The organism is Streptomyces sp. NPDC097617 (assembly GCF_044761485.1).
Taxonomy (GTDB): Bacteria; Actinomycetota; Actinomycetes; order Streptomycetales; family Streptomycetaceae; genus Streptomyces.
In genome coordinates this window covers 70034-94698 of the sequence record NZ_JBIWCL010000010.1, presented here as the reverse complement: position 1 = coordinate 94698, position 24665 = coordinate 70034, and the positions used below count along the sequence as shown (strand labels likewise).

The following is a 24665-nucleotide window of genomic DNA, read 5'->3' as shown; positions in this document are numbered from 1 at the left end:
GTCGTCCTCATGCTGACTTCGACGGCCCCTGGCCCGCGCCGGCACCGCATCGCGGCCGCTCTGCTCCTGTCCACGCCCCTGGCCCTGCCCGCTTGCGGCGAACGACGTGCCACGAACGCGGCGCCCAACGCCACCGCCTCCACGCCGAGTACGAGTACGAGTGCCAGTGCCAGTACGGGCGCCGGCCCGAGCCCCACCTCGGCCGGCGCCTCCCCGTACGTGGAGCCCGGAGTGGGCGACGGCGCCCCGCACCAAGGGGAGAACAACGCCCACCGCAGCGCCGGCGAGATGTCCCCCGCCGGCGCGAAGGTGGCACAGCAGGAGGCCGACCGCATCAAACCGATCCTCAAGCAGCTCTGGGAACAGGGGAAGTGGGACCCGACCAGCGTCCGTACGGCACTGCGCCCGCTCGGCTACAAGGAGGGGCGGCTCGATGTGCGCGAGATGGAACCGCGCTATCGGGACGGCGGCTACGTCACGCCCGAAGGTGCCCGGATCGGTCTCACCGTCGGGGACGACGCGTGCGTCACGGCGTTCGTTCAGAAGACCAACTACGAGGTGAGGACGAACGGCCCGTTCATGGAGACCGGCTGCTTCGAACCGCCCTTCGGTCACTGATCAGCGCCCGCGCGCCGGTAGCGTCGCCGCCATGCGCTACCACCACGTGGACGTCTTCACCGACCGTCCCTTCCACGGCAACAGCCTTGCGGTGTTCCCCGACGCCGATTCGCTGACCGGCACTCAGATGCTTGCCATCACGCGGGAACTGCGGCACTTCGAGTCCGTATTCCTCATGGGCGACGGCACGTCCGGGCCGCGCACCCGGCGGGCGCGCGTCTTCGACCTCACGGGGGAGCTGGACTTCGCCGGTCACCCCCTCATCGGCGCCGCCGCGGTCCTGCACGCCCTCCACGGCGCCGCGGACCACGAGGCCTGGACCCTGCGCCTGCCGGCCCGACCGGTGGAGGTGACCACCGACCGCCGCGGCCGCATCGGCGCCGGTGAGCCGGGGCTGCTGCGCCAGGGCCGCTTCACCGGGCGGACCGGCGAGATGACCGTCAGCGCCGACGGTGACGGCCGGAACATCCGCTCGGTACGCGTCGGAGGCGGCGTCGCCCTCGTCGCGGAGGGGCGCCTGCACGAGCTCCCGCCGGCCTGAGCCGTCCGACGGCGCACGGCCCGCCGCGGCTCCACCGGGGCTCACCTCGCGACCGGGGTGGCGCGGACCTACGCTGATGGTGTTGCCCGGGTCCTCGGACGACAGGAGAGCCTGCCGTGAAGCCTTCCCACATCCGGCTGCGCCGGGCCTGCGCGGCCACCGCCGCGGCAGGGGTCCTCATCGCCCCGGCGGTCGCGGGATCCGCCTACGCGGCGCCCGCCCCGGGGCGGTCCGCCCCCGTGTTTGCCGCCCCGACCCCGACCCCGACACCCACTCCTTCCGCGGACAGCGACACGGTGTTCCGGCGGATCACACCCGTGGTCGCCGCGCAACTCGACGCCGCCGTGCAGAAGGTCATGCGCGAGGCTCAGGTGCCAGGGGTGACGGTCGGGCTGTGGGCCCCCGGCAAGGGGAGCTACGTACGGTCCTTCGGCGTGGCGGACAAGGCGACGGGCGCGCCCATGAAGCCCGACCTCCATGTGCGCATCGGCAGTGAGACCAAGACGTTCACCGTCACGGCCCTGCTCCAGCTCGTCGACCAGGGGAAGGTCGCCCTGGACGACCACATCGGCGACTACATCACGGGGGTTCCGAACGGTGACCGGATCACCCTGCGCCAACTGGCGGGCATGCGCAGCGGGCTGTTCAACTACAGCATGGACGGGGACTTCATCACGAGGCTCGAGGAGCATCCCGATCAGCCCATGTCGCCGCGGCAGTTGCTCGACTACTCCTTCCGGCACCCCGTCATGTTCGAGCCGGGCGCGCAGTTCTACTACAGCAACACCAACCTGATCCTGCTCGGCCTGGTGGTGGAGAAGATCACCGGCCGCCCGCTCCACGAGGTCATCGACGAGGGCGTGGTGGGACCGGCAGGGCTGCGAAGCACGGTCTTCCCCACGAACGCGGCCATTGCGGCCCCCTACGCGCACGGCTACACCGACCAGACGGCATCGGGCAAGGTCGAGGACTCGACGCACTGGAATCCCTCCTGGGGCTGGGCCGCCGGAGCGATGATCTCCGACCTTCAGGACCTGCGCAGTTGGGCCCGCACCCTCGCCGTCGGCACTCTGCTGAAGCCCGCGACCCAGGCCGAGCGCCTGAAGACCACGCCCATGGACATTCCGGGGGCGGGCTACGGGCTGGGCATCTTCAACGTCCAGGGCTGGATCGGCCACAACGGCTCGATCCCCGGGTACGAGGTGCTGCCGGTCTACCTGCCGGAAGCGGACGCGACGATGGTGATCGTCCTCAACACCGACAGCCAGCACAAGGGCCAGGAGCCCAGCACGCTGTTCGGCGAGGCGGTCACCGGCATCGTGACGCCCGAGCACGTCTACCCCGGCCACAAGCCGGTGGTGCCCAGGACGGGCTGACACCTCCTCATCCGCGCCCGCAATCGGCGCCGGCAATTCCGGTCGGCCGACCGATCGCGGGAAGGCGCCCTTTTTCGGGAAACAGCCGACAAAACGCGGCCGCCGGCCCCCGAACACGGGCCGATCGGCCGTACCGAAAGGTGCCCGGGTCAACCGTGTTGTCCGACAGATGAGTTACTACCCAGAAGACATGGAAGGTCGCACACAGTTCGGGTAGCTTTCCATCACGTCGCCGCCACACCCGGGGCACAGGGCCCCATGGGACTTGCGGCGCAAAGGACCCGACCCCTGTTGACGACAGCAACCGAAGTCTTCACAGTCCGGCCGTACACCCCGCATTGCCAGGTGATCAGCACCGAAGGCGATCATGCCGTGATAGGAATTTCTCCGGGGAACAGTTACTTCTCGGCCCAACGTGTCATTGACCTCGCCCATTGGGGCATGCGCAACTTCGAGCAGGTCGACCTCATCTACACCGACCTGCACGTGGCCGAGATGTACGAGGCCCTCGGATACGGCGAGGACGAAGCCCGACGCAAGGCGGTCAAGAACCTTCGCGGAGTCCGCGCCAAGGTCAACAACGCCGCCGCCGAAGCCGACCCCACCGGCGTCCGCCTCCGTGCCCGCCCGATGTCGTCCCTCACCGACATCCCGGCGTACCGCACGCTCCACAATCACCTGAACAACCTGCTCGACATCGACCCGGAGTTCCGCGAGACCTGCAACTCCCTGGTCGACGCGTTCCTCTCCTCCAAGGTGCTGGGCGGCCGGGCCGCCACCACCCGGCAGCGGGACGTGTGCCTGGAGTACGTCTGCGCCGAAGCACCGCTCTTCCTCGACACGCCGGCCATCCTCGGCGTGCCCTCCTCCCTCAACTGCTACCACCAGCTCCTGCCCATGGCGGAACTGCTCTACTCACGCGGCTCCGGCCTGCGCGCCTCGCGCAACCAGGGTCACGCGATCATCACCCCCGCCGAAGGAGTACCCGATGCCGACTGAGACCCTGCTCGACTTTCCGTTCTCCGCGCGCGGCGACCAGCTCCCGCCCGAGATCGAGGAGCTGCGCAGCGAACCGGTGAAGCGGGTTCGCACCATAGCCGGGGACGAGGCCTGGCTCGTCTCCTCCTATCCGCTGGCCAAGCAGGTCCTCGAGGACCCCCGGTTCAGTCTGAAGGACACCTCGGCACCCGGTGTTCCCCGCCAGTACGCGCTGACGATCCCGCCCGAGGTCGTCAACAACATGGGCAACATCACCGGCGCGGGACTGCGCAAGGCCGTCCTGAAGTCGATCAATCCCAAGACCGACGGCCTCACCGACTGGATGCGCGCCCAGGCCACCACCCTGGTCGACAGCCTGCTCAGCCACGGGGCGCCGGTCGATCTGCGCGGCCAGTTCACCAACCCGTACGCCGAGAACCTGCACTGCCGCATCCTCGGCATTCCCGAGTCCGACGCGCCGCGCCTGGCCGCCAGCCTCGACATCGCGTTCATGAACTCGGCGTGCCCCGTCACCGGCGCCAAGCTCAACTGGGACCGGGACATCGCCTACATGGTGGAGCGCCTCGACGACCCGACCACCACGGGTCTCATCGCCGAGCTCGCCGCCCTGCGCAACGACCCCGACTACGACCACCTGACGGACGAGATGCTCGCCACCGTGGGCGTCACGCTGTTCGGTGCGGGAGTCATCTCCACCATGGGCTTCCTGACCATGGCGATCGTCTCGCTCCTCCAGCACCCCGAGATGTGGGAGCGGCTGCGCAAGGAGCCGGAGAAGATCCCGGCCGCCGTGGACGAACTCCTGCGCATCAACCTGTCGATCGCCGACGGTCTGCCCCGGCTCGCCCTGGAGGACGTCACCCTCGGCGACGTCGAGGTGAAGAAGGGCGAGCTCATGCTCGTCCTGGTCGAGGCCGCCAACACCGACCCGGACGTGTACCCCGACCCCCACGTCGCGGACATCGACCGGCCGAACGCCGCGACGCACCTCTCCTTCGGCGGCGGGCAGCACTACTGCCCGGCCACCGCCCTCGGCAAGCGGCACACCGAGATCGCCATCGAGGTGCTCCTGGAGAAGATGCCGAACCTCGCACTCGCCGTGCCGGTCGACCAGCTGGTGTGGCGTACCCGCTTCATGAAGCGCCTGCCGGAGCGCCTGCCCGTGCTCTGGTGACCGTGTCGGCGCGCGCGAGCGTGCCGGCTCGATGATGGCCCCGGCCGGGGGGAAACGGCCGGGGCCGTCGCCCTGCCCGCACCGCCGTGCGCCTGTACGTGACCTCCGTACGGGCGGCTACGCCAGGAACGCGGCGGTGGTCTCCACGAAGCGGCCGGCGTCGTCGAGCCACGGGTAGTGCCCGGCGCCCCGCTGTACGACGAACGCGGCCTCGGGGAACAGCGCGGCGGACTCGGCCACCGACCGAGGGGGACTGTTCACGTCGAACTCCCCCGCGAGCAGCAGGACGGGCGTCCCGCAGATGGCCAGGGCGGCGCGCGTGGCCGGCGGGTCGAAGGCTCCCGCGGCCCCGAAGAGGGTGACGGCTTCGGGGTTGTCCGGCCGGGCCGCCGCCTGGTGCCGCTGGGCGTCGACGTCCCACCGGCCGTGGAAGAAGGGGCTGATGGCCTCCCAGTCGGTGCCGACGCCCTCGGTGATCGCCTCCAGCGCGGCGAACGCCGCCGGGAACCACGGCTCGTCCTTCCGACGGCGCGCGACCTCGCGCCGGGCGTCACCGGTGACGGCGATGCCGACGGCACGGGTGCCGGGGGTGATCAGGGCGAGCCTGCGGACGCGGTCCGGGTACCGCGCCAGGTACTGCGTCGCGGGGTTGGCGCCGGCCGAGTGGGCGAGCAGATCGGTCCGGGCGAGGCCGAGATGCTCACGGAGGGCTTCGATGTCCTCCACGAGGCGGTCGCATCGGTAGGTGGAGGTGTCCCGCGGGAGGGCGGACCGGCCGGTGCCGCGGAGGTCGAGCACGATCAGTCGGCGGTGCGCGGCGAGACCGCCCAGGTCGCCGAGGTAGGCGGAGTCCGCGGGCCCTCCGGGGACGCAGAGGAGCGGGTCGCCGTCGCCGTCTCCGTGGACGCGGTAGGCGAGCCGGGTTCCGTCAGGTGCGGTGAAAGTGGGCACGAGGCGGATCCTGACAGTCATAACCTGGTTGTACAACCCGGTTATGACGCAGGGGCTCAGGCGGTGTATAACCGAGTGGTGGAAGGCTCAGAGAGTGCGCGCCAGAAGCCCGGGAGGCCCGCGGCGCCGGAGACACTGACCGAGGAACAGGCCGGACGGATGCTCGCCGGCATGAACGAGGTCATCCGCGCGGGCGAGGAGATGCGGAAGCTGCGCGCCGAGATGATCAAGCTGTTCGCCGGCTTCGGCTGGACCCAGGACCGGATCGCCCGGATCGCCGACATGAGTCAGCCCGCCGTGTCCAAGCAGGTGGCGAAGTACGCGCGCGACGCCCCCGCACCTGCGATGGGGCTCGCCCTCGCCCAGTACGACGGCCCGTGGCTCGAAGGACGCCTGTGGGCGCTCGCGGAGGCGGTCGCCGAGACGCTCGACGGCGCGCGCTGCGCCCGCTGCGTCGACGCCCTCGCCCGGGGTCGCAAACGCTTCACGCCCCGGAGCGTCGACGAGCTGCGGCGTCTGCTCGAAGCGGACCTGATGCTCCATCGGGCGGAGCTGCCCGCGGGCTTCCGGGCCGCGTACGACGAGATCGGCCGCGCGCTCGACGACCCGCCGAAGGCCCCGTCCGAGGCTCCGGCGCCCGCTTCAGCCTCCGTCCGCCGCACCCTCGCCCACCAACTGCAACGCGACCGGCTGCGGGAATTCCGGCTGGCGGGCGAAGGCTGACCCACCGGCCGGGAGCAAGCGCTCAGGAGTACTTGCTATCAGCCCTCTTCCCTTCCGGTGGAGCGCGCGCCGGACGCCCATGCCGCCACGGCATCGCCGTCGACGCCTTCCTCCGGGATCCCCCGCAGTTGCTCGATCGCCGCCCGCCCACCGGGTCAAACCTTTTCCCCCGATACTGGGCTCCCTGCGTACATGCCATCGAGGCCGAGGAGCCGATCCGTGTCCGACCTGGACTTCTACGCCCATGTCGTCACCCGTTGCGAGGTGCTCGGGTCCCGGATCGGATCCGGCCCCGGGAGCTGGGAGGAGGCGCTGGGACCGGACTACGTCGATGTACCCGGCGGCGGGCTCCTGCGGCGGGACCACGGGCTCGTAGAGATCACCTTCTCGCCCCGGTCACCCGACTCGGGGGAGCCGGCGGGGCGTCAGGAAGCCATGTCCTGCGTCGCCTTCGCGGTGCAGGTCCACCGCATGCGTCACGAAGGTGCGCCGCCCGCCGCGCCGGCACCCCTCTCCCGGCGGTACGGGGCTTTCATGCCCCGGGCCCGGATCGGCGAACTGCGGGCCGCCGTCGAGGCCCTGGGCCACACGGTCGAGCTCGAAGACGCCTCGGGCGACATCCACCGCTACCGCGTCCCGGAGTCCGGCGCCCGCATCCTCGTCATCGCGGACCCCGACCCCTACGGACACGGCGACCACGATCCCGACGACCCGCACGAACCCCAGGTAGACGACCTCTGGTCCCTCGATGTCGCACCCGGCTGGTGGCCGTAGGGGATCTCGCCCCCGGACGCGGTCGGTTCCGCGCCGTGCCGTTGCCCGACCGGGGTCGTGATCGTTTGGGTGGCTGACGGGACATTCGGGGCATGCGGTGACGGACGGGGCGAGTGGTCGGGACGCGGGTTGCGCGAAGGACGGTTCTGCGGGCGGCTTCGGTGGGCGCCCTGGCGGCGCTGCTCGGCCGCGCGTCCGCGGCGTCGGCCGCCCCCGGCGCCCCGGCCGCCGCGGCCGGGGACCTGGTCGGCCTGCGCTTCACCCGCGCCACCAACGGCGCCGCGACCGCCGTCGGGGACCGGGTCGTCGCCGAGGTGCAGGGCGTGCTCTGGTCACTACCTCCGAGCGGTGGCCCGGCGACGCCGCTCACCCCGCCCGACCTGGAACCCGGCCGCCCGGTGCTCTCCCCCGACGGCCGCCGCGTGGCGACGCGGCACCCCCACCGGGGACACCCTGACCGCCCGGACCATCGCCTCCGTGGCCGCCGGGCCCGACGGCGACGGGACGGTCCGTATCGAACACAGCGTCGCCGAGGGAAGGCTGCTGGCCCCCGCGCTCTCGCCGTCCGGACGCATCGCCTGGCTGTCCGCCGCCCCCGGCCCGCGAAAGGCCGAGCGCCTCTCCCTGTACGCCGACGGGCGGCCGGTCCCCCTCGACGGGGATCTCGCGCCCGCTCCCCCGCGCTGGATCGGCGACGACCGGCTGCTGATCACCCTCGACGGCCGGTTCCGGGTGATCCGCCCCCACCGGGACGGGGACGCGGGCCACGACATCCCTCTCGACGCCACCCTCGAAGTGCCCCGCCCCCGCTACCGGCTCAAGGAGTACGTACTCGAGGCTGAACGAAGCGGCTCCGACTGGCTCTTCCGCATGCCGTCGCTGCACCTCGCCCAGGCCCAGAGCGCCGGCGGCGGCCTTGCCCACGTCTACGAGCTGACCTGGTCCGCCCCGGGCATGGGCGGCGTCCTCGGTGCCTGCCACGGCCTGGACGTGCCACTGGTCTTCGGCAACCTGGAGCGCGGCCGGCCCGCCGCGCTCATCGGCGAAACCCCGTCCCCGGAGGCGCAGGAGCTGTCGGCGCGCATGCGGGATGCGTGGACGGGGTTCGCCGCCCACGGCGACCCGGGCTGGCCCGCGTACGACACCGGGCAGCGCCTCGTCCGGCTCTTCGGCACCGGCCCGGCCCTCGCCGCGTATCCGGAGGAGGCCTCCCGCCTGATCTGGCAGGACCACGCCTTCACCGCCCTGCCGCTGCTCGGCCCTTAGGTTCCGCGCGGCCCACCCCGGGGTGTGCGGCACGGCCGAGGAGTGGCTCTTGCGACTTCGCACCGCACTGGCCCCGGCCCCGTCAGCCCGATAACGGCTCGGCCGGGGCGGCGTATCAGGATTCCGCGCCGGCGGTGCGCCAGCGGCGGAGCCCGATGGCGGAGAGTTCGATCAGTTCGCCGCGGGCGAGGTCGTGGTGCGTGGGCCGGAACCCCGCGAGAGCGCCGAGGCGGACGCCCGTGGCCGGGTTCCAGATCTCGAACCCGGATTCCGAGGAGGAGAACAGCAGCCCGTCCGCGGCGAAGAAGCGGCCCTTGGGCCCGGCGAAGGTCGCGGTCTCGGCGGGCTCGTCCGCCGGCTTCGATCCGTCCGGTCCCCGGCTGCCGAGGTCGAAGACCCGCGCCCCGGGCACCAGTTCCTGCTCGTCGTCGCCCAGCCCCTCCAGGACGAGGCGGTCCTCGTCGAGCCAGACGAGCGAGCGGTCCCAGTAGTACCCGCAACTCGGCAGTCCGGCCCAGCCGATGGTGTCCTCGCTCCAGGCGCGTTCGCCCTCGCTGAGCCACCGGTCCAGGCTCCAGGCCACGGGCCGGCCCGCGGGGTGCCACACCCAGGCGTCCGACGCGCACCGGGTTCCCGCCGGGCTGAGGTGCAGGGCGCCGTGGAAGTGGCCCGACCAGGTCGAGGAGCCGCCCTCCTCCTGCGGCATGCGGGCCACCGGGACGCCCGTCGCGGCGTCCGTTGCTTCGACGAGGTTCCACTGACGGCGGTGCAGGACGACCACGCGTCCGGCGTGCTCGGTGAACGCCAGCGAGAAGGGCACCGTGTCGCTGTGGTGCCCGTCGTTCTCCAGCGGGACGGTCACGGCTCCGGTGGTCAGGTCGATGACCTCCCCCGTGCGGCCGTAGTCGATGACGACGGCAGCGAAGGCGCCGTCCCGTGAGGCGTGCAGCCGCAGGGCCTGGTTACGGTCGCACCAGGCCTCGGCCTCCGCCGGCACGGCGATCGTGGTGCGGGCGACTTCGGTGCAGCGCCCCGAGTCGATGTCCCAGCGCAGGATCCGTCCGTCGTCGCACAGCAGCACGATCCCGTCACCGGTGGGAGCGACGTCCACCACCTTCCCGGCTTCCTCGGGGAGCGCGTTGGTCTCCACCATGCCGCGTACGGGCCGGGCCTCGTCCAGTGTCTCGGGGTGCCCGAAGACGCCGATCAGGCTGCCCCCGGTCGCGTCGAAGCAGTCCTCGCACACGGCCGCGGCCGCCATCGTGGCGGCCGGCGCGGGCTCCTCGCGGCAGATGACGCAGATGCGCTGCCGCTCCAGGCCGCGGCCGGTGTAGTGGAGGTAGTGGTCGAGCGGTTCCGTAGCCGCGTTCCGGATGTGCTCGCACAGCGGCAGACCGTGGGCGGGGGCGTCGTGGCCGCAGATGAGGGCCATGCTGGGGTGTCTCCTCGTCGCAAGGGTGGGAGCCGGTCCGCTGCGGTGGCCGGCCTCGGCCGCGGCCTGCACCGGAGGTGGTCGGGCAGCGGAGGTGGTCGGGCAGCGGTCGTCCGGCACAGCCGGCTCCGTGGTGATCCCCATGCTGACGCCCGGTCCTTGGCGCCGGCTTGGCGTCTCCTTGGCAACCCGAGCCGGACGCGCGCGTCGGATGCCCGCGGCAGTCGGTCACCCGGGCAGCGGCCGCGCGCCCCCTCCGGGGCCGGGCGCCGCCGATCAGGGCTGGTCGTACCAGGCGAAGGCGGCGATCCGCCAGCCCTCAGCGGTGCGGACGAACTGGATGGTCTTGGTCCCGCCGCCCTCGAACGGTGTGCCGTCCAGGACTCCGGACTTGCGGTATTCGCCGAACCGCGAGGCGATGTCGACCGCGATATCGGTGCGTTCGGTTGTCTCCCACTCGGAGAACTCGACCAGCCGGCCCTCGGCCAGCAGACGCCGGCGGGGCTCGATGAACTCGTCCACGGTGTACACCGTGAACTGCGGGCCGGTCATCGTGATCACCCCGCCCGGCAGCACCAGCCGGCGGATCCGGTCCAGATCGGCGCCCCGGCCCCCGCGGTTGTCGAAAGCGCCGAAGAACTCGGCGGTCACCACGTCTATTTCGGCCTTGGACGACATGGCGGGACCCTAACACCGCTCCCGTCCGCAGGGGGTTCGGTCCGCCGACGCCGTCGTGATGACCAGGGGCGGTCGCGCGCGCTCCGCCGTCCACGGGCGCCCCGCCGCGAAGTCCGTGTCGGCCACGGTCAGCGCCTCCGCCACGGTGGGGCGGTGCTGCGCGGCGTCCCGGAAGCCCGCACGCTCCAGCAGGTCCGGGAGGAGGCCGACCGGCCACGCGTGGTTGCGTACCTCCTGCCAGGATCCGTCCGTGCGCCGCAGCCGTACGGTCAGCTCGTCGCCCGGCCCGTACTCCTGCCCCGGGTCGCCGATCCGCAGCGAGGCGTACTCCGTTCCGCTGCAGGCGGGGTCGGTGGTCAGCAGCACGAACGGGGCGCCCGGCCGCAGCAGGCGGCGGATCTCGGAGAACACGCCGAGCAGTGCCGCCTCGGTCGGCAGCGACGCCAGCACGTGATTGCACATCACGGCGTCCGCGCAGGCGTCCGGCAGGCCGGTCGCCCGGCCGTCCTCGACCAGGTGGAACCCGGCCACCGCGGTCGCCGAGCCGCGGGCCAGAGCCAGCATCTCCGGGGAGGTGTCCACCCCGAGCACCCGGGCCCCGAGCAGCCGGGCCGCCTGATCGGCCACCTTGCCCGGCCCGCAGCCGTAGTCCACCAGGACCTGGCCGGGGCCGATCCGGCGGGAGAGGGCCCGGAAGACGAACGGGTAGCCGAGCAGCCGGTCCGTGGCCGCCTCCACGGCCGCGAACGCCTGCGCCCCCGCATGTCCGGACCAGGTCGTACGGTCTGCGGGGCCGCCCGTTCCGGCTGCTTCCTGCCTGTCGCTCACCACCCCACTATCGGCCCACCCGGGCCGTGCCCGGGTGTTGCGACACGGGGATCGCCGGTCGGCTACAGGTCGATCCAGTAGCGGCGCTTGGGACCGATCAGGGTGTCGCGGACGTCCTCCAGCACCCCGCCGTTGCCCTCGATCGTCCGGATCGACGCCTCGTTGTCCGGGTCGCAGGTCACCAGGACCCGGTCCATGCCCATGACGCGCGCCTCGTGCAGCACGCCGGCCAGGGCCCAGGTGGCCAGGCCCCGGCGGCGTGCCGAGGGCCTGACGCTGTAGCCGATGTGGCCGCCGGCGTCGAGGAGGAAGCCGTTCAGGTAGTGCCGCAGGTCGATCGCGCCCAGGTAGGTGTCGCCCTCGGCGATCCACCAGTACGTGGCGTGGACGCGGCCGTGGTCGACCGGCGCCGTGCGGTCCGCGTACCGGCCCAGTCGCTCCACCCAGGCCGCGAAGCCTTCGGGGGTGTCCACGTCGTCGTCGGAGCCCAGCCCGGCGCCGTCCATGTGGGCGTCGGGTCCCCATTCCTGCTGCGCGGCGAGCCAGGAGGTGTGCAGGCGGGAGGTGGGGGCTATGAGCTCGGGCATACCTCGGACGATAACAGCCGCCCGGCCCCGCCCGGCCCCGGCGAAGCGCCGCCCGCCCGTCAGCGGAACGCGGCCCCGGCACGCCGCGCCCAGGCGACCGTCGTGCGCTGGAAGGTCGCGTGGAAGGCCCCGGACTCCGACAGCTCCTGCTGCTCGCGCAGCAGTGCCTCGGCGCGCCCGCGCGCGATCGCGGCGCCGCTCCACGCGGCCTGCGCGGCCCGTTCGAGGGAGATGACGTGGGACAGCTCCGCGATCGACGCGTAGGCGACGGTCTCGACCTCGACGCGTACATCGGTGAAGCCGGTCCGGATCAGCAGCCGGCGCAGGTCACGGCCCATCCGGCGGTGCGGGACGCGGGCGCCGACCGCGTCGGCCACGATGCGCGCCGCCTCCGGGTCGTCCGAGGCCAGGACGAGGGAGCCCCAGTCCGGCTCCAGGACGGCGAGCTGCCCGCCCTGTCTCAGCACCCGGTGCGCCTGCGCCAGGACGGCGGCGGGATCGGCCACGTGCTGGAGGACCCGCTCGATACGGCAGCCCGCGAAGGCTCCGTCGGCGTAGGGCAGGCGCTGGGCGTCGGCGCGCACGAGCCGGACCGGGAGTCCGAGGCGCTCCAGCCGGCGGCGGCTCGCGTCCAGCATCACGCGGCTGGAGTCCGCTCCGAAGGCGCGCAGACCGGCGCGCTCCAGTTCGACCAGCTCGTGGCCCGCGCCGCAGCCCAGGTCCAGGACGCTGTGCCCCGCCGGTACGGTCAGGCCCGCGCGCATGACGCGCTTGGGTGCAGCCAGTCCCCGGTGCGCGTCATCGAGGTAGTCGAGGAGTTCCGGCCCGCGACCGCTGCGGTCGACGTCGGCGAAAGCGTTCATGGCGGCACCCGCGCGGCAGCCCAGGCGGTCGGCTCCCGCGAGTGTGCTTCCCGATGGTCGATTCCATCTCCGGGCCGCCAGTCGCTCGAACCCGCATTCTGGCACACGGGACGGGAGGGGCCCGGGCTTACGGGGCTACGGGGCCTTCGGGGCGGCGGTCGGCAGCGCCCTGGCGCGGGCGATGACCAGGGCGACGTCGTCGTGGTCGTCGGTGCGGCGCAGGGAGTCCAGGAGGCGGTCGCAGGTCTCCTCCAGCGGACGTCCGGTGTCGGCGAGCAGGGCCAGCAACAGGTCGAGGCGTTCGTCGATCGGCTGATCCCGGGTCTCGACCAGTCCGTCGGTGTAGAGGACCAGTTGGTCGCCCGGGTCCATGGCGATGGCGGTGGACTCGAAGGGGATGCCGCCCACACCGAGCGGGGCGCCGGTGGGCAGGTCGAGCAGTCGGGGGCTCTGGCCGGAGCGGATGAGGACGGGGGGCAGGTGTCCGGCCACGGCGACCCGGCATTGGGCGGCGTGCGGGTCGTAGACGACGTAGACGCACGTGGCGATGGTCTCCTCGAGCGCAGCGGTGGTGCGGTCCAGCTGCTGGAGCACCTGGGGCGGTTCGAGGGCCAGTTCGGCGAGGGTGCGGGTCGCGGTGCGCAGTTGTCCCATGCTGGCGGCGGCGTTGATGCCGCTGCCCATGACGTCGCCGACCACGAGGACGGTGGTGTCGTCCGGTCCGGCGATGGCGTCGAACCAGTCGCCGCCGATCTCGCTGCTGGCCGCGGCGGGCCGGTACCGGTAGGCGACTTCCAGGCCGGGAGTGGGCGGGGGGTTGTGCGGGAGGAGGTGGTGCTGGAGGGCGAGGGCGGTGTGGTGTGCGTTGCGGTACCAGCGGGCGTTGTCGATGCACACGGCGGCGCGGGCGGCGAGTTCGCCGGCGAGCACGATGTCGTCGTCGTTGAAGGGCAGCGGGTTGCGCGTGCGTTTGAGGTCGAGGGCGCCGAGGACCTCGCCGCGGGCGATGAGCGGCACGGCCAGGTAGGAGCGCAGTCCCGCGCGGGTCAGCAGGTTGGCGGCGGTGCTGTCGCGGGCGATGCGGGAGATGTCCCGGGCCTGGACGTGGGCGACGAGGACCGGGTGGCCGGTCGTCACGGACTGGGTGACCAGCCGGTCGGCGGCGTAGCGGGCGATGTCCCCGGGCGGGTCGGCGGCGCGGACGGCGTCGCTGGGGTAGGCGGCCGCGAGGGCCAGGGCGCGGAACACCGCGGGCTCGTGGGCGGAGGACCTCAGGGTCGGCCGGCCTTCGAGCACGGAGTCGAGGATGTCGACGGCGGCGATGTCCGCGAGCTCGGGCACGACGACGTCGGCGAGCTCGCGGGCGGTCTGGTCGAGGTCGAGGGTGGTGCCGATGCGCACGGTGGCGTCCGCGATGAGGGCGAGGCGGCGGCGGCTGCGGGCGATCTCCAGGGCCGCCTGGTGACTCTGGGTGACGTCCACCACGGAGGTGGCCAGGCCGAGGACCCGGCCCGTGGCGTCCTCCAGCCGGTAGTACGACACCGACCAGGCGTGTTCGGTGCGCTCCTCGCCGTGGGTGCGGCCGGCCGTGAACTGTTCGAGCAGCGGCCTTCCCGTCGCCAGGACCTGGCGCATCGCCGACTCGGCGGCCTCCGTGTCGTCGAGGAAGGCCAGGGCCTCGCGGACGCCCCGGCCGATGTGCTCCTCGGCGGGGAGTCCGTTGATCCGCTCCAGCGTCGGGTTGACGAGTACGTACCGCAGTTCGGTGTCCAGGACGGCGAGTCCGATCGGCGACTGGGCCACCAGGCGCGCGGACAGGGCGAGGTCCCGCTCGAGCTGGCGCAGCCTCGTACGGTCGGTGGCGATGCCCAGGGCGTACATGTCTCCGTGCTCGTCGAGCAGCCGCATGTTGCGGAACTCGACCAGGCGCGTGGTGCCGTCCCTGCGCCGGACCGGGAAGGCCCCCGCCCAGTCCCCCGCCCCGCCCATGACGCGCGCGAACAGTTCCGTGACCAGGCCCACGTGCTCCTTGGCGGCCAGCAGCCCGGCGGCGGGGCGGCCGAGTGCCTCCGCCGCCGTCCATCCGAACAGCTGCTCGGCCTGCGGGCTCCACAGGGCGACCCGCCCTTCGGCGTCGAGTACGACCGCCGCGACGTTCAGTACGTCGAGCAGCCCGCTCGGCGGGGTGACCCCGGTCATGCCGGGCCTGATCCCGCCCGTCCCCGACCCGTCGATCGCACTCATCGGCGACGCTCCTTCCGGCATCGTCGGCCCGACCGCCGCCCGCCCTCGCCCGCCCCGGGGCGGGCGCAGGCGCACGGCTACCTCTCATCGTGCCCCCGAACCCGCCCGACAGCGTCCCGAGCGCCGGTCCCGGTACCGCCGTGCACGGCTGGGGGGAACCCGCAACCCCGACCTTCGTCGGGGTCCGGGGCAGCCATTCGGCCGGGGCGCGTGGGCCCCCCGCTTCCTACGGTCGGGCCCCATGAAATCGAAAGCGCGATACGGATGGGGACGGCGGGCGGCGCTCGCCGGGGCGACGGCCGGGGCGGGCGCCGCGGCGCTCGTCCTGGCGTCGCCCGGCGGCGCACTGGGCACGAACGAGCCGGTACGGGTCACGGAGGGCGCTTCCGCGACGGTCTACCGGTCGTTGACCCGGAACGTGGCGGACGACTGGCCGGCCCGGGCCGGGCAGGTGCTGGAGGCGGCGAGCGAGGGCACCCTGCTGCTCCTGGGCCTGCTGCTGGCCTGGGCGGGATGGAGCGCCCTGCGACGCCGTGACGCGACGGGCCTGGCCGGCGTGACCCTGGCGGGGGCCGGGACCGTGGTCGCCTACGCGCTCAGCGAAGCACTGAAACTCCTCGTGGACGAGGAACGGCCGTGCCGGGCCCTGGCCGGGGCGCCGGCGATCGCGCCGTGCCCCGCCGCGGGCGACTGGTCGTTCCCGAGCCATCACGCCACCCTCGCCGTCGCGCTCGCGGTCGGGGTGACGCTCGTACGGCCCCGGCTCGCCGCCGTCGCCCTGCCGGTGGGCGCGGCCGCCGCCCTGCTGCGCGTGCTGGTGGGCGTGCACTATCCGCACGACGTCCTCGCGGGCGCGGCGCTCGGCGCGGCCACCGTGGTGACCGTACGGATCCTCCTCCTGCCCGTCGCCCGGCGACCGCTGTCAGCGCTCCTCGGCGGACGCCGCGCCGGCCTCGTGCGCGACCACCGCCGCCGCGGCCCGGTTGTCGACGCCGAGGCGCGCGAGGATCGAGCTGACGTGCGCCTTCACCGTCCCTTCGGCCACGTGCAGGCGGCGCGCGATCCGAGCGTTGGACAGCCCGCCGCCGAGGAGGCCGAGCACGTCCCGTTCGCGGTCGGTCAGGGCGTCGACGCGGGCGCGGGCCGCGGAGCGGCGGGCCGCCCGGGCGCCCGCGCCGTCGGCCGCGAGATGGGCGACGACCCGGGCCGCGACCTTCGGTGACAGGTAGGCGGCCCCGTCGGCGACGGCCCGCACACCTGCCACCAGTTCCTCCGGCTCGCCGGACTTGATCAGGAAGCCGGTGGCTCCCTCGCCGAGCGCGCGCAGGATGTACGCGTCCTCGCCGAAGGTCGTCAGCATCACGACTCCCGTCGCCGGTACGGTCCTTCGTATCTCGGCGGCGGCCTCGATGCCGTCCGTCCCCGGCATCCGGATGTCCAGGACGGCCACGTCCGGACGGTGGCTCTGCACGAGCCGTACTGCCTCGTGGCCGTCGGCGGCCTCGGCGACGACGGTGATGCCGGGGTCGGTGGCGAGGACGGCGCGGACGCCCGCGCGGATCATCGGCTCGTCGTCGGCGATCAGGATCCGGATCATCGGACTTCCCTCCCGGTGAAGGTGTCGGTGGAGACGAGGCGGCCGGCCCTGAAGCAGAGGCGGTAGAGGTCCCCCGAGCGGTCGTCGAAGGGGTCGGCGGTCTGTACGTAGAACTCGCAGGCGGCGTCCCGTGGTTCGGGTGCCGGAACGGCCGGCCGGCGGGTGGACTGCCGCTGCGGCAGGTACGGCGCCACCTCTTCGCGGGGCTGTCCGAGGCGCAGCCGGGCGTGGTCCTGCGGGGCCAGTACGGACTGCCGCGCGGTGACGGTGTCCCAGGTCCGCACCCCGACGATGAGGACGGCCGCGGTGCACAACGGCACCAGCAGGGCCGCGGCGGCGGTTCGGCGCAGTCGGCGGCGGGCGCTGCGGTGCTCCGCGGGGAGTGCGGCGGCGGGGCGCGCCGGGGCTGCGTCGGGACGGTGCGGGAGCGTGGCGCGGACGGCGAATCCGTCGCCCTCGGGGCCGGCGGCGAAGGACCCGCCGACCAGTCGGACCCGCTCGTCGAGGCCGATGAGGCCCAGTGACCCGACCGGTGCCCGGGCCGGGGCCGGTGCGGGGCCCGGGTCCGCGGGTCCTGGTTCGACCGGGCAGCTCGTCACGGCGACCTCGGTCCGTCCCTCCGTGTGGCGGACGGCGACGGTGGCGCGGTGCGTGGCCGCGTGCTTGGCCACGTTCGTCAGTGCCTCCTGGACCACGCGGTGCAGGGCCCGGTCGACGGCCCGCGGCAGCTCGGCGGCCTCCGGTCCGCCCGCCACGCGCAGCCGGACGTCGAGTCCCGCCGAGGCGGCCCGGTCGACCAGGCTCTCGATCCCCTCCAGCCCGGGGGCCGGGCCGGAGTCGGAGCCGGGGTTCGGCGCCGGGTCAGGGTCCGAGGGCTCGCGCAGGACGCCGATCACCTCTCCGAGCCGCTCCACCGCGGCTCCCGCCCTGGCCCGGATGTCCTGGGCGGCCGCGCGGTGGGCCTCGGGAAGGCTTGGGGCCAGTTTCAGGGCTCCCGCCGACAGGGCGATGAGGTTGAGGTCGTGGCCGAGGAGGTCGTGCATGTCCTGAGCGATCCTGGTCCGTTCGCGCAGGCGGGCCTGTTCGGCGAGCAGTCGCTGCTCCCGCTCCAGCCGGGCGGCCCGCTCCCACCCGGCGCGCACCAGTTCCCGGTACTGGCGCAGGAACCGGCCCACGAACCACGGAAGCATCACCGCCGCGAACAGCATCAGCACGAACCGGCTCGACCACCCCAGCCACACGGGCACCAGGGCCACGGCCGGTACGGCGGCCGCGAGCACAACGGCCAGGGCCACCGCGGCGCCCCGGCCGGGGCCCGGCCCGCGGCCGGCGAGAAAGGCGCAGACCGCCGCCGCGACACCCCACCACGCGCCGGCCGCGCTTGCACCGACGGCGGCGGCGAGCGCTGCGGCGAACAGCCCCGAGGACACGACCGGTTCCGGCACCCGGGTCTTGATGATCACTGATCTCACGCACGCGACCCTACGGAACTCCCCGAGCGCGCGGCACTGCCGAAAGTCCACCCTCGCTCCCGCCCGCCCGTCGGCTGGCGGGCGGGCGGTGGGAGCGGCCGTACCGGCGCAGGGGGCCCGAGCGCGTAGGCTCGGCGGATGGCGAAATACTTCGACGTTCACCCCGAGAATCCCCAGCGGCGCACCATCGACAGCGTGGTCGACATGATCCGCGGCGGGAAGCTCGTCGCGTACCCGACGGACTCCTGCTTCGCGCTGGGCTGCCAGCTCGGCAACCGCGACGGCATCAACCGGATCCGCTCCATCAGGAACCTGGACGACCGCCACCACTTCACCCTGGTGTGCCAGAACTTCGCGCAGCTGGGTCAGTTCGTCCAGATCGATAATGACGTGTTCCGTGCCATCAAGGCGGCGACGCCCGGCAGTTACACGTTCATCCTCCCCGCGACGTCGGAGGTGCCGCGCCAGCTGCTGCACCCGAAGAAGAAGACGGTCGGGGTCCGGATTCCTGACCACGTCGTCACCCAGGCGCTGCTCGCCGAGCTCGGCGAGCCGCTGCTCTCCAGCACCCTGCTGCTGCCCGACGAGGCCGAGCCGCTGACGCAGGGCTGGGAGATCAAGGAGCGCCTCGACCACCAGGTGGACGCCGTCCTGGACTCAGGTGACTGCGGCACCGAGCCGACCACCGTCATCGACTTCTCCGGTGGTGACGTCGAGATCGTGCGCCGCGGAGCGGGCGACACCTCGCGGTTCGAATAGTCACTGCGCGGACGCCGGCTTCACGTCCGTGTAGCGGCCCAGGTACCGGAACGCGCCGGAGGCGACCTGGTACAGGTGGGCGGTGCCGACCCTGGTCAGCACGTGGGTGTTCGAGTCGAAGGACAGCGGCTTGGCCAGGCCCTGGTGGGCCGTACGGAAGATCCGGCGGGTCAGGCCCGCGCGGTCCCGCCCGTCCGCCTCCAGGCCGGTCAGGGCTTCGGCCACCAGCCCCACGGCGTCGTAGGCCTCGGTGGCCCAGCGGGCGGGCGGCTGCCCGTACGCGGCGCGGTGGGCGGCGACGAACTCGGCGGCCGCGGGAACGGCCGCCGGGTCGGTGAACAGGGCGCTGAACAGCCAGCCGTCGGCGTCGGGACCGGCGGCCGTGAGGAAGGCCGGTTCCATGGCGTGCTGGATGCCCATCCTCGGTCCCAGGAAGCCGGCCTCCGTCAGGGCGCGGGCCATCCGGGCCGCCCGCTGCGGTGAGGTGCCCGCGTAGACGACGGCCTCGGCCCCCGCCTCGTTCAGCGCGCGGGCGACGCCGGCGAAGTCGGAGCCGCCCACCGGGATCCGGTGGACGCTGACCGTGCCGTTCGAGGGCGCGGTCTGCTGGAGGGTCCGCACCAGCGGATAGGCGGGCTCGCCACCCTCGGCGTCCTCCACCAGGCCCGTGCGCCGGACGGGCCGGATACGGCTGAAGTAGTCGATCACCGGGAGGGCGAGCTGGTCAGCCGCCGGGCGGGTGGCGACCACCGTTCGCCAGGCCGGCTGAGAGGTGGCGCCCTCGGCGCTGTCGGCGGACACCAGCAGCAGGGCGAGATCGGCCGCTTGGCAGGCAGGGGCCAGCTCGGGCAAGGCCGCGTCCCAGGTCGGGCCGATGAGCGCGACCACCGCGGGGTCGGCGGCCAGTTCCTTGACCACCTGCGCGGCGCGCGCGGCGTCCCCGCCGTCGTCGGCGACGCGCAGGGCCAGCCGGAACGCGGCGTCCGCCCGGCTGTTGTGCCGGTCCACGGCCAGCTTCATCCCGTGCTCGTGCGCCTGGCCCGTCTCCTTGCCGGGCCCGGTCAGATCGCCCTGCAGGGCGAGGGTGAGGGTGGCGAGTTCGCGGGCCGGGGACGCGGAGGTGCCGCGGCCCCGCCCGCGGGTGGTGAACCAGGCGACCGGGGCGCCGACGGCCGCCAGGCCCGCGCCGGCCGCGAGCAGCCGCCTGCGCGTGATGCCCCGTACGGCAGCAGCCTCCGGCGGCCTGTCGATCCGGGTCGGCTCCGGTACGGGCAGGTCCAGGGCCCTGGTGGAGCGTTCGGCGATGAGGCGGGGCAGCGGGGGCGGCAGCCAGTCCTCGCTGTCCGGGCCGCCGGGCAGGTCCGCGCCGAGTACGGTGCGCAGCTGCTCCGGGGTCGGCCGGGCCGCCGGGTCCTTCGCCAGGCAGGCCAGCACCGGGGCGAGCAACTCCGTCGGCAGACCATCGAGTTCGGGCTCGTCGTGCACGGTGCGGTACACCACGGCGGCGGCGTGCCCACCGCCGAAGGGCCCGCGCCCGGTCGCCGCGTACGCCAGGACGCAGCCGAGGGAGAACACGTCGCTCGGGGCGCCGGCCGCGGCGCCGTCCGTCCGGGCCTGCTCCGGTGCCAGGTATCCCGGGGTGCCGAGGACGGCGTCCACTGCCGTCAGGGTGGCCGCGCCCTCGGCGCGGGCGATCCCGAAGTCGATCAGGCGGGGGCCGTCCGGGGCGAGCAGGATGTTGCCGGGTTTGACGTCGCGGTGGACCAGCCCGGCGGCGTGCACCTGCGTCAGCGCCTCGGCGAGCCGCACGCCGAGGGTCCGTACCGCCCGCGCGGGCAGCGGTCCGTACCCGCCCACGGCCTCGGCCAGGGAGGGGCCGGGGACGAAGGGGGTGGCCAGCCAGGGCTCCCGCGCCTGCGGGTCGGCGGCGACGACCGGGACCACCCAGCGCCCGGTGAGCTGCCCGGCGGCTTCCACCTCGCGCCGGAACCGGGCGCGGAAGTCCGGGTTCGCGGCGTGGTCGGCGCGGATGACCTTGACCGCGACCAGGGTGCCCGCGGCGGACCGGGCGAGGTACACGGTGCCCATGCCGCCCGAACCGAGGCGTCCCAGCAGCCGGTTGCCGCCGATCGCGGCCGGATCGGCAGAGGTGAGGGGGCGCATGCGGGGCTATCCCGCTGCGGGCTGGTTGGCCGGGCCGACGTAGCGCAACCGGCCGCCCTCCACCTTGTGCCTGAAGTAGATGTTGCCCTTGACCTGGCGCCGCTCGTCGAAGGTGTACTCCTTGGTCAGGCCGCGGAAGGTGCCCTGAGGAAGGGCGGTCAGCAGCCCGGCGCGGGACGGGCGTGCGCCGCCGGCCGCCGCGGTGACCAGCCGGTCGATGACCAGGCGGGTGGCGTCGTAGGCCTCGGCGGTCCAGATGTCGGGGGCCGATCCGTAGGCCGTCCGGTGCGCGCGGGTGATCTCCGCGACCTCGGGGGCTTCCGGGCCGGTGTACGGCGTGAAGAACTGCCAGCCCTCGGCCGCCTGGCCGGCGGCGGCGAGGAACTCGGGGCCGGCGATGGTGTAGTCGGCCGCCCGGGGGCCCTTGAAGCCGGCGGCGGCCAGCAGCCCGGCGACCTTGGCCCCGCCGGCCGGGGTGCCTGTATAGAAGAGTCCGTCGACGCCGTGCGCGAGCATGTCGGTGACCACCGGGGCCAGGTCCTGCACTCCGCGCGGGACGACCCGTCCGTAGAAGGTGGCCTCGGGTGAGAAGTAGTTGATGGTGCGGCCGACCAGCAGGGAGGCCTGCCAGGTGTCGGTGTCGCCGCCGCGGTCGCTGAGGATGCCCATCCTGCGGACGCCTTGCTTTCCGGCGAGCTGCAGATTGACCACGGCGGCCTGGGCCGAGGAGATCGGGCAGCTCTGGAAGAAGCTGCGCCGGTCGGTGATGCTGAAGGTGGTCGCCAGGGCGGATACGGTCACCAGCGGGACGGAGGCCTCGCCGTAGAGTTCGAGGCAGGGGATGACGGACTCGTTGCCGGTGGGGCCGATCACCGCGAACAGATCGCGGTCGGCGATGAGTTCGGTGGCCGCGGCCGCCGAGCGGTCGGCCTTCCCGGCATCGTCCGCGCTGGCCACGGTGAGGGTGAAGGGCTTGTCCTTGTGGGAGTTGAAGGCGGCGACGGCGAGGCGCACCCCGCGTTCCTGGGCCTGTCCGGCGGCCTTCTGCGGGCCGGAGAGGTCGGCGTGCACACCGATCGTCCACTGTCGCGGGGCGTCCCCGTTCGGGGACTTGGGCCGGTCCCGGTCGCGCAGGGCCAGCCAAGCGGCCAGGCCGCCACCGGCGGCGAGGACGGCGCCGCCGGAGGTGAGGGCGAGGAACCGCCTGCGGCTGGGCCCGGCGGCACCGGGCGCGGGGGCGGCGTCCGGGTCGGCCACGGTCTCGTCGATGCCCGGCAGGGCGAGCAGCGCGGCGGCGCGTTCGGCGATGGTGGCGACGACCGGGTCGGGCAGCCAGTCGGTGCCCTCCCCGGGGGTGTCCTCGGTGAGGGCACCGTCCAGCTCGCGCGCGGTGGGGCGGATGTCGGGGTGTTTGGCGAGGCACGTGCGCAGCAGTGCGGTGAGGTCGGGGTCGGCGAGGATCTCCGGGCCGAAGTCGGGCTCGTCGTGGACCGTGCGGTAGAGCACCGCGTCCACGGTGCCGGTCCCGAAGGGCAGCCGGCCGGTGGCGGCGTAGGCGAGGAGGCAGCCGAGCGAGAAGACATCGCCGGCCGGTTCGACGGGGCGCCCCTCGGCCTGTTCGGGCGGGAGGAACCCGGGGGTGCCCAGTACGGCGTCCGCCGAGGTCAAGGCGGTGTGCTCACCACCGCGGGCGATCCCGAAGTCGATGAGCCGGGGCCGGTCCATGCCGAGGAGGACGTTCCCGGGTTTGACGTCGCGGTGTACGAGGCCCTGCTCGTGCATCACCCCGAGGGCCCTGGCCATGGCCTTGCCGAGGATCCGTACGGCGCGCAGCGGGAGCGGACCGTGGGCCGCGACGGCCTCGGCGAGCGAGGGTCCGGCGACGAAGGAGGTGGCGAGCCACGGTTCGGGGGCGTCCGGGTCGGCGCCGGTGATCCGGACGGCCCACGGGCTGTCCACTTGCGCGGCGATCTCGGCCTCGCGCCGGAAGCGGGCCCGGAAGTCGGCCTCTTCGGCGTACTCCTCGCGGATCACCTTGACGGCGGCGAGCGCGCCGTCCTCGGTGCGGCCGAGGTAGACGACGCCCATGCCGCCCGCGCCGAGCCGCCCGAGGAGCCGGTGGCCGCCGATCCGGGAGGGGTCCGAGGGGTGGAGCGGCTCCATCAGCCCGCCGCCTTTCCGAGCTCCTGCTTGGCGTGCAACATCATCCGGCTGGTGCCCTGGACCACGAAGGCGCTGACGGCCTCCTCGGTGATGCCCTCCGCGCCCCTGGCGGCGATGGCCACCGTGACGGGTCCGTACTGGGCCTGGGACCAGGTGTAGCGGTAGGGCCCGCCGTCCTGTGCGCCGACGTACTCACCGGTTTCGGTGAAGGCGTCCTCGGTCCAGCCATTCATCTGCTCGCCGAGGTAGAAGGAGCCGCCCCAGAGGTTCTTGAGCTCCTCGCCCTCACGGAGTCTCTGGCGCGGGCACCTCAGCACCTCTTCCATCGAGCGGGCGGTCTCCCAGCCGGATTCCTCGCGGTTGTGGTGGACGGTGACCGTGGCGCTGATCCGCACCCGGCCGCGGCCGTCCCCGGCCGGGATGTGGAAGTAGCGGGTGCTCGTGGCGAGCACGTCGGCCGGCAGGCCCGCGGTCTGCCAGACGCAGCCCTCGTCGAGCACGGGCCAGCGGCTCGGATCGCTCTCGAACGGGGTGCTGCGCACGACCTCGGGCCCGAGGGCCTGCTCGGCGATGATGATCCGGCCGAGCAGGTCGCGGGCCTCGGCGACCGTCCTCGGCTGCTTGGACTCGTCGAGCGCGGGCATCGGGAGCAGGGTGGAGCCACTGGGCTCGGCGGCCGGGGGGCTCGCGCCGGGGCTGCCCGTACCCGAGGGCGTGCCCGGGGGGCTGCTCGCCGCGCCGCCCTTCGGCGTGCCGTCGGCCGTGCATCCGGCGATGAGGAACAGGCCCGCCAGCGCGCAACCGCACGCGCGCAGGACGGCGTTCCCTCTGCTGCGATCTACCAGTCCCCCCACGGCACGGATGGTACCCCGCCGTGCGGGCGGATAACTGGCTTATGGAAAAGGGAAGTTGACACCCCGTCGCACTACTTTAGGCGGTCGAGGGTCCAGGCGGACTCGTGGCGGGTGAAACCGACGTGCGGGTAGTAGTCGACCGCGGCCGGCGCGGCGAGCAGGACCAGCTTCGCCTCGGGCGCGGCTTCCCGCGTGAGGCGGATCAGGTCGCGCCCCACGCCCTTGCCCTGGTAGGCCGCGTCGACGGCGAGATCGCCGACGTAAGTGGAGTAGGCGCCGTCGGTGATCGACCGGGCGATGCCGATGAGGCGGCCGCCCTCGGCCCGGGCGACCACGACGAGGTTGGCCCCGGCCAGCATCCGGGCGAAGCGCTCCACATCGGCGACGGGGCGGCGCTCGGCGAGGGTGGACGCACGGTAGACACCGATGACCTCCTCGACGTCCAGGTCGGCGCCGATGACACGTTCACACTTCCACATACGGGTGCAACCCCTCGCTCAGCTCTTCGATTCGAAAGCCCGGACCTGGGCGATTCCCGCGGACCCGACCCTCACATGTAAGCGTCTTATCCGCTTAGTGATTATTACATGCCGGACTCGACGA

22 protein-coding genes and 1 pseudogene are annotated in these 24665 nt (G+C 73.4%); 10 read left to right on the top strand and 13 right to left on the bottom strand.

Annotated features, from left to right (window positions below; genetic code table 11):
* Window positions 1–9 precede the first annotated feature (9 nt).
* The 5 genes from ACIQZO_RS18380 (at window position 10) to ACIQZO_RS18360 (ending at window position 4708) form a co-directional block, all read left to right on the top strand.
* Window positions 10–618 (top strand): hypothetical protein, encoded by a 609-nt coding sequence (locus tag ACIQZO_RS18380; RefSeq protein ID WP_403627198.1) that lies wholly within the window; start codon window positions 10–12, stop codon window positions 616–618.
* A gap of 31 nt (window positions 619–649) precedes the next feature.
* Window positions 650–1159, top strand: coding sequence for a PhzF family phenazine biosynthesis protein (locus tag ACIQZO_RS18375; RefSeq protein ID WP_403627196.1), 510 nt, complete (start codon window positions 650–652; stop codon window positions 1157–1159).
* Between the two features lie 116 nt (window positions 1160–1275).
* Window positions 1276–2535 carry a serine hydrolase domain-containing protein gene (locus tag ACIQZO_RS18370; protein WP_403627194.1) on the top strand — a complete coding sequence of 420 codons (1260 nt, stop codon included), beginning with the start codon at window positions 1276–1278 and terminating at the stop codon, window positions 2533–2535.
* A 258-nt stretch (window positions 2536–2793) separates the two neighbouring features.
* Complete coding sequence (locus ACIQZO_RS18365; RefSeq protein WP_403627192.1) at window positions 2794–3534, top strand: tRNA-dependent cyclodipeptide synthase; 741 nt, start codon at window positions 2794–2796, stop codon at window positions 3532–3534.
* The gene (locus ACIQZO_RS18360; protein WP_403627190.1) at window positions 3524–4708 is read left to right on the top strand and encodes a cytochrome P450; all 1185 of its coding nucleotides are present in this window, start codon (window positions 3524–3526) and stop codon (window positions 4706–4708) included. The genes ACIQZO_RS18365 and ACIQZO_RS18360 overlap by 11 nt, the downstream gene beginning before the upstream one ends.
* Before the next feature lie 117 nt (window positions 4709–4825).
* Here the strand turns inward: ACIQZO_RS18360 and ACIQZO_RS18355 are convergent, their stop codons facing one another.
* Window positions 4826–5680, bottom strand: a complete 855-nt coding sequence (locus tag ACIQZO_RS18355; protein WP_403627188.1) for an alpha/beta fold hydrolase — start codon at window positions 5678–5680, stop codon at window positions 4826–4828.
* Window positions 5681–5737: 57 nt separating this feature from the next.
* Here ACIQZO_RS18355 and ACIQZO_RS18350 point away from each other — a divergent pair, with 57 nt between their 5' ends.
* The 3 genes from ACIQZO_RS18350 (at window position 5738) to ACIQZO_RS18340 (ending at window position 8422) form a co-directional block, all read left to right on the top strand.
* Window positions 5738–6382 (top strand): sigma-70 family RNA polymerase sigma factor, encoded by a 645-nt coding sequence (locus ACIQZO_RS18350; protein ID WP_403627186.1) that lies wholly within the window; start codon window positions 5738–5740, stop codon window positions 6380–6382.
* A 219-nt stretch (window positions 6383–6601) separates the two neighbouring features.
* Window positions 6602–7156, top strand: coding sequence for a hypothetical protein (locus ACIQZO_RS18345; protein ID WP_403627185.1), 555 nt, complete (start codon window positions 6602–6604; stop codon window positions 7154–7156).
* 348 nt (window positions 7157–7504) lie between these two features.
* Window positions 7505–8422: a hypothetical protein gene (locus tag ACIQZO_RS18340; protein ID WP_403627183.1), complete on the top strand. Its 918-nt coding sequence runs from the start codon at window positions 7505–7507 to the stop codon at window positions 8420–8422.
* 115 nt (window positions 8423–8537) lie between these two features.
* On the opposite strand, the gene ACIQZO_RS18335 is transcribed toward ACIQZO_RS18340, so the two are convergent.
* The 6 genes from ACIQZO_RS18335 to ACIQZO_RS18310 all read right to left on the bottom strand — a co-directional run bounded on the left by ACIQZO_RS18335 (window position 8538) and on the right by ACIQZO_RS18310 (window position 15054).
* Complete coding sequence (locus ACIQZO_RS18335) at window positions 8538–9854, bottom strand: hypothetical protein (RefSeq protein ID WP_403627181.1); 1317 nt, start codon at window positions 9852–9854, stop codon at window positions 8538–8540.
* Window positions 9855–10130: 276 nt separating this feature from the next.
* A complete protein-coding gene (locus ACIQZO_RS18330) occupies window positions 10131–10532 on the bottom strand; it encodes a DUF4440 domain-containing protein (protein WP_403627179.1) in 402 nt (133 codons plus the stop codon).
* A gap of 9 nt (window positions 10533–10541) precedes the next feature.
* Window positions 10542–11360: a class I SAM-dependent methyltransferase gene (locus tag ACIQZO_RS18325; RefSeq protein ID WP_403627177.1), complete on the bottom strand. Its 819-nt coding sequence runs from the start codon at window positions 11358–11360 to the stop codon at window positions 10542–10544.
* Window positions 11361–11422: 62 nt separating this feature from the next.
* On the bottom strand, window positions 11423–11947 hold the full coding sequence (locus ACIQZO_RS18320; RefSeq protein WP_403627175.1) for a GNAT family N-acetyltransferase: 525 nt from the start codon (window positions 11945–11947) through the stop codon (window positions 11423–11425).
* A 59-nt stretch (window positions 11948–12006) separates the two neighbouring features.
* Window positions 12007–12810: a methyltransferase domain-containing protein gene (locus ACIQZO_RS18315; protein ID WP_403627173.1), complete on the bottom strand. Its 804-nt coding sequence runs from the start codon at window positions 12808–12810 to the stop codon at window positions 12007–12009.
* 135 nt (window positions 12811–12945) lie between these two features.
* On the bottom strand, window positions 12946–15054 hold the full coding sequence (locus tag ACIQZO_RS18310; protein WP_403627171.1) for a SpoIIE family protein phosphatase: 2109 nt from the start codon (window positions 15052–15054) through the stop codon (window positions 12946–12948).
* Between ACIQZO_RS18310 and ACIQZO_RS18305 the strand changes: the two are divergent.
* Window positions 15008–15928: pseudogene (locus tag ACIQZO_RS18305) on the top strand (phosphatase PAP2 family protein); the annotation flags it as partial. The gene ACIQZO_RS18310 and the pseudogene ACIQZO_RS18305 sit on opposite strands and share 47 nt — an antisense overlap.
* Window positions 15929–15976: 48 nt before the next feature.
* Here ACIQZO_RS18305 and ACIQZO_RS18300 read toward each other — a convergent pair.
* Together ACIQZO_RS18300 and ACIQZO_RS18295 are read right to left on the bottom strand one after the other, a co-directional pair.
* The gene (locus ACIQZO_RS18300) at window positions 15977–16651 is read right to left on the bottom strand and encodes a response regulator (RefSeq protein ID WP_403627169.1); all 675 of its coding nucleotides are present in this window, start codon (window positions 16649–16651) and stop codon (window positions 15977–15979) included.
* Window positions 16648–18123, bottom strand: coding sequence for a sensor histidine kinase (locus ACIQZO_RS18295; RefSeq protein ID WP_403627167.1), 1476 nt, complete (start codon window positions 18121–18123; stop codon window positions 16648–16650). The genes ACIQZO_RS18300 and ACIQZO_RS18295 overlap by 4 nt, the downstream gene beginning before the upstream one ends.
* A 138-nt stretch (window positions 18124–18261) precedes the next feature.
* Between ACIQZO_RS18295 and ACIQZO_RS18290 the strand changes: the two genes are divergently transcribed.
* A complete protein-coding gene (locus ACIQZO_RS18290) occupies window positions 18262–18882 on the top strand; it encodes an L-threonylcarbamoyladenylate synthase (protein WP_052871472.1) in 621 nt (206 codons plus the stop codon).
* Here ACIQZO_RS18290 and ACIQZO_RS18285 read toward each other — a convergent pair whose 3' ends face one another.
* From ACIQZO_RS18285 to ACIQZO_RS18270, 4 genes are all read right to left on the bottom strand, one after another.
* Window positions 18883–21045 carry a bifunctional serine/threonine-protein kinase/ABC transporter substrate-binding protein gene (locus tag ACIQZO_RS18285; protein WP_403627165.1) on the bottom strand — a complete coding sequence of 721 codons (2163 nt, stop codon included), beginning with the start codon at window positions 21043–21045 and terminating at the stop codon, window positions 18883–18885.
* Between the two features lie 6 nt (window positions 21046–21051).
* Window positions 21052–23208: a bifunctional serine/threonine-protein kinase/ABC transporter substrate-binding protein gene (locus tag ACIQZO_RS18280; RefSeq protein ID WP_403627163.1), complete on the bottom strand. Its 2157-nt coding sequence runs from the start codon at window positions 23206–23208 to the stop codon at window positions 21052–21054.
* Entirely contained in the window at window positions 23208–24062 is an 855-nt protein-coding gene (locus tag ACIQZO_RS18275) for a hypothetical protein (protein WP_403627161.1), read from the bottom strand. Before ACIQZO_RS18275 ends, ACIQZO_RS18280 begins: the two co-directional genes overlap by 1 nt.
* Before the next feature lie 71 nt (window positions 24063–24133).
* Window positions 24134–24541 carry a GNAT family N-acetyltransferase gene (locus tag ACIQZO_RS18270; RefSeq protein WP_403627159.1) on the bottom strand — a complete coding sequence of 136 codons (408 nt, stop codon included), beginning with the start codon at window positions 24539–24541 and terminating at the stop codon, window positions 24134–24136.
* Between the last annotated feature and the right edge of the window lie 124 nt (window positions 24542–24665).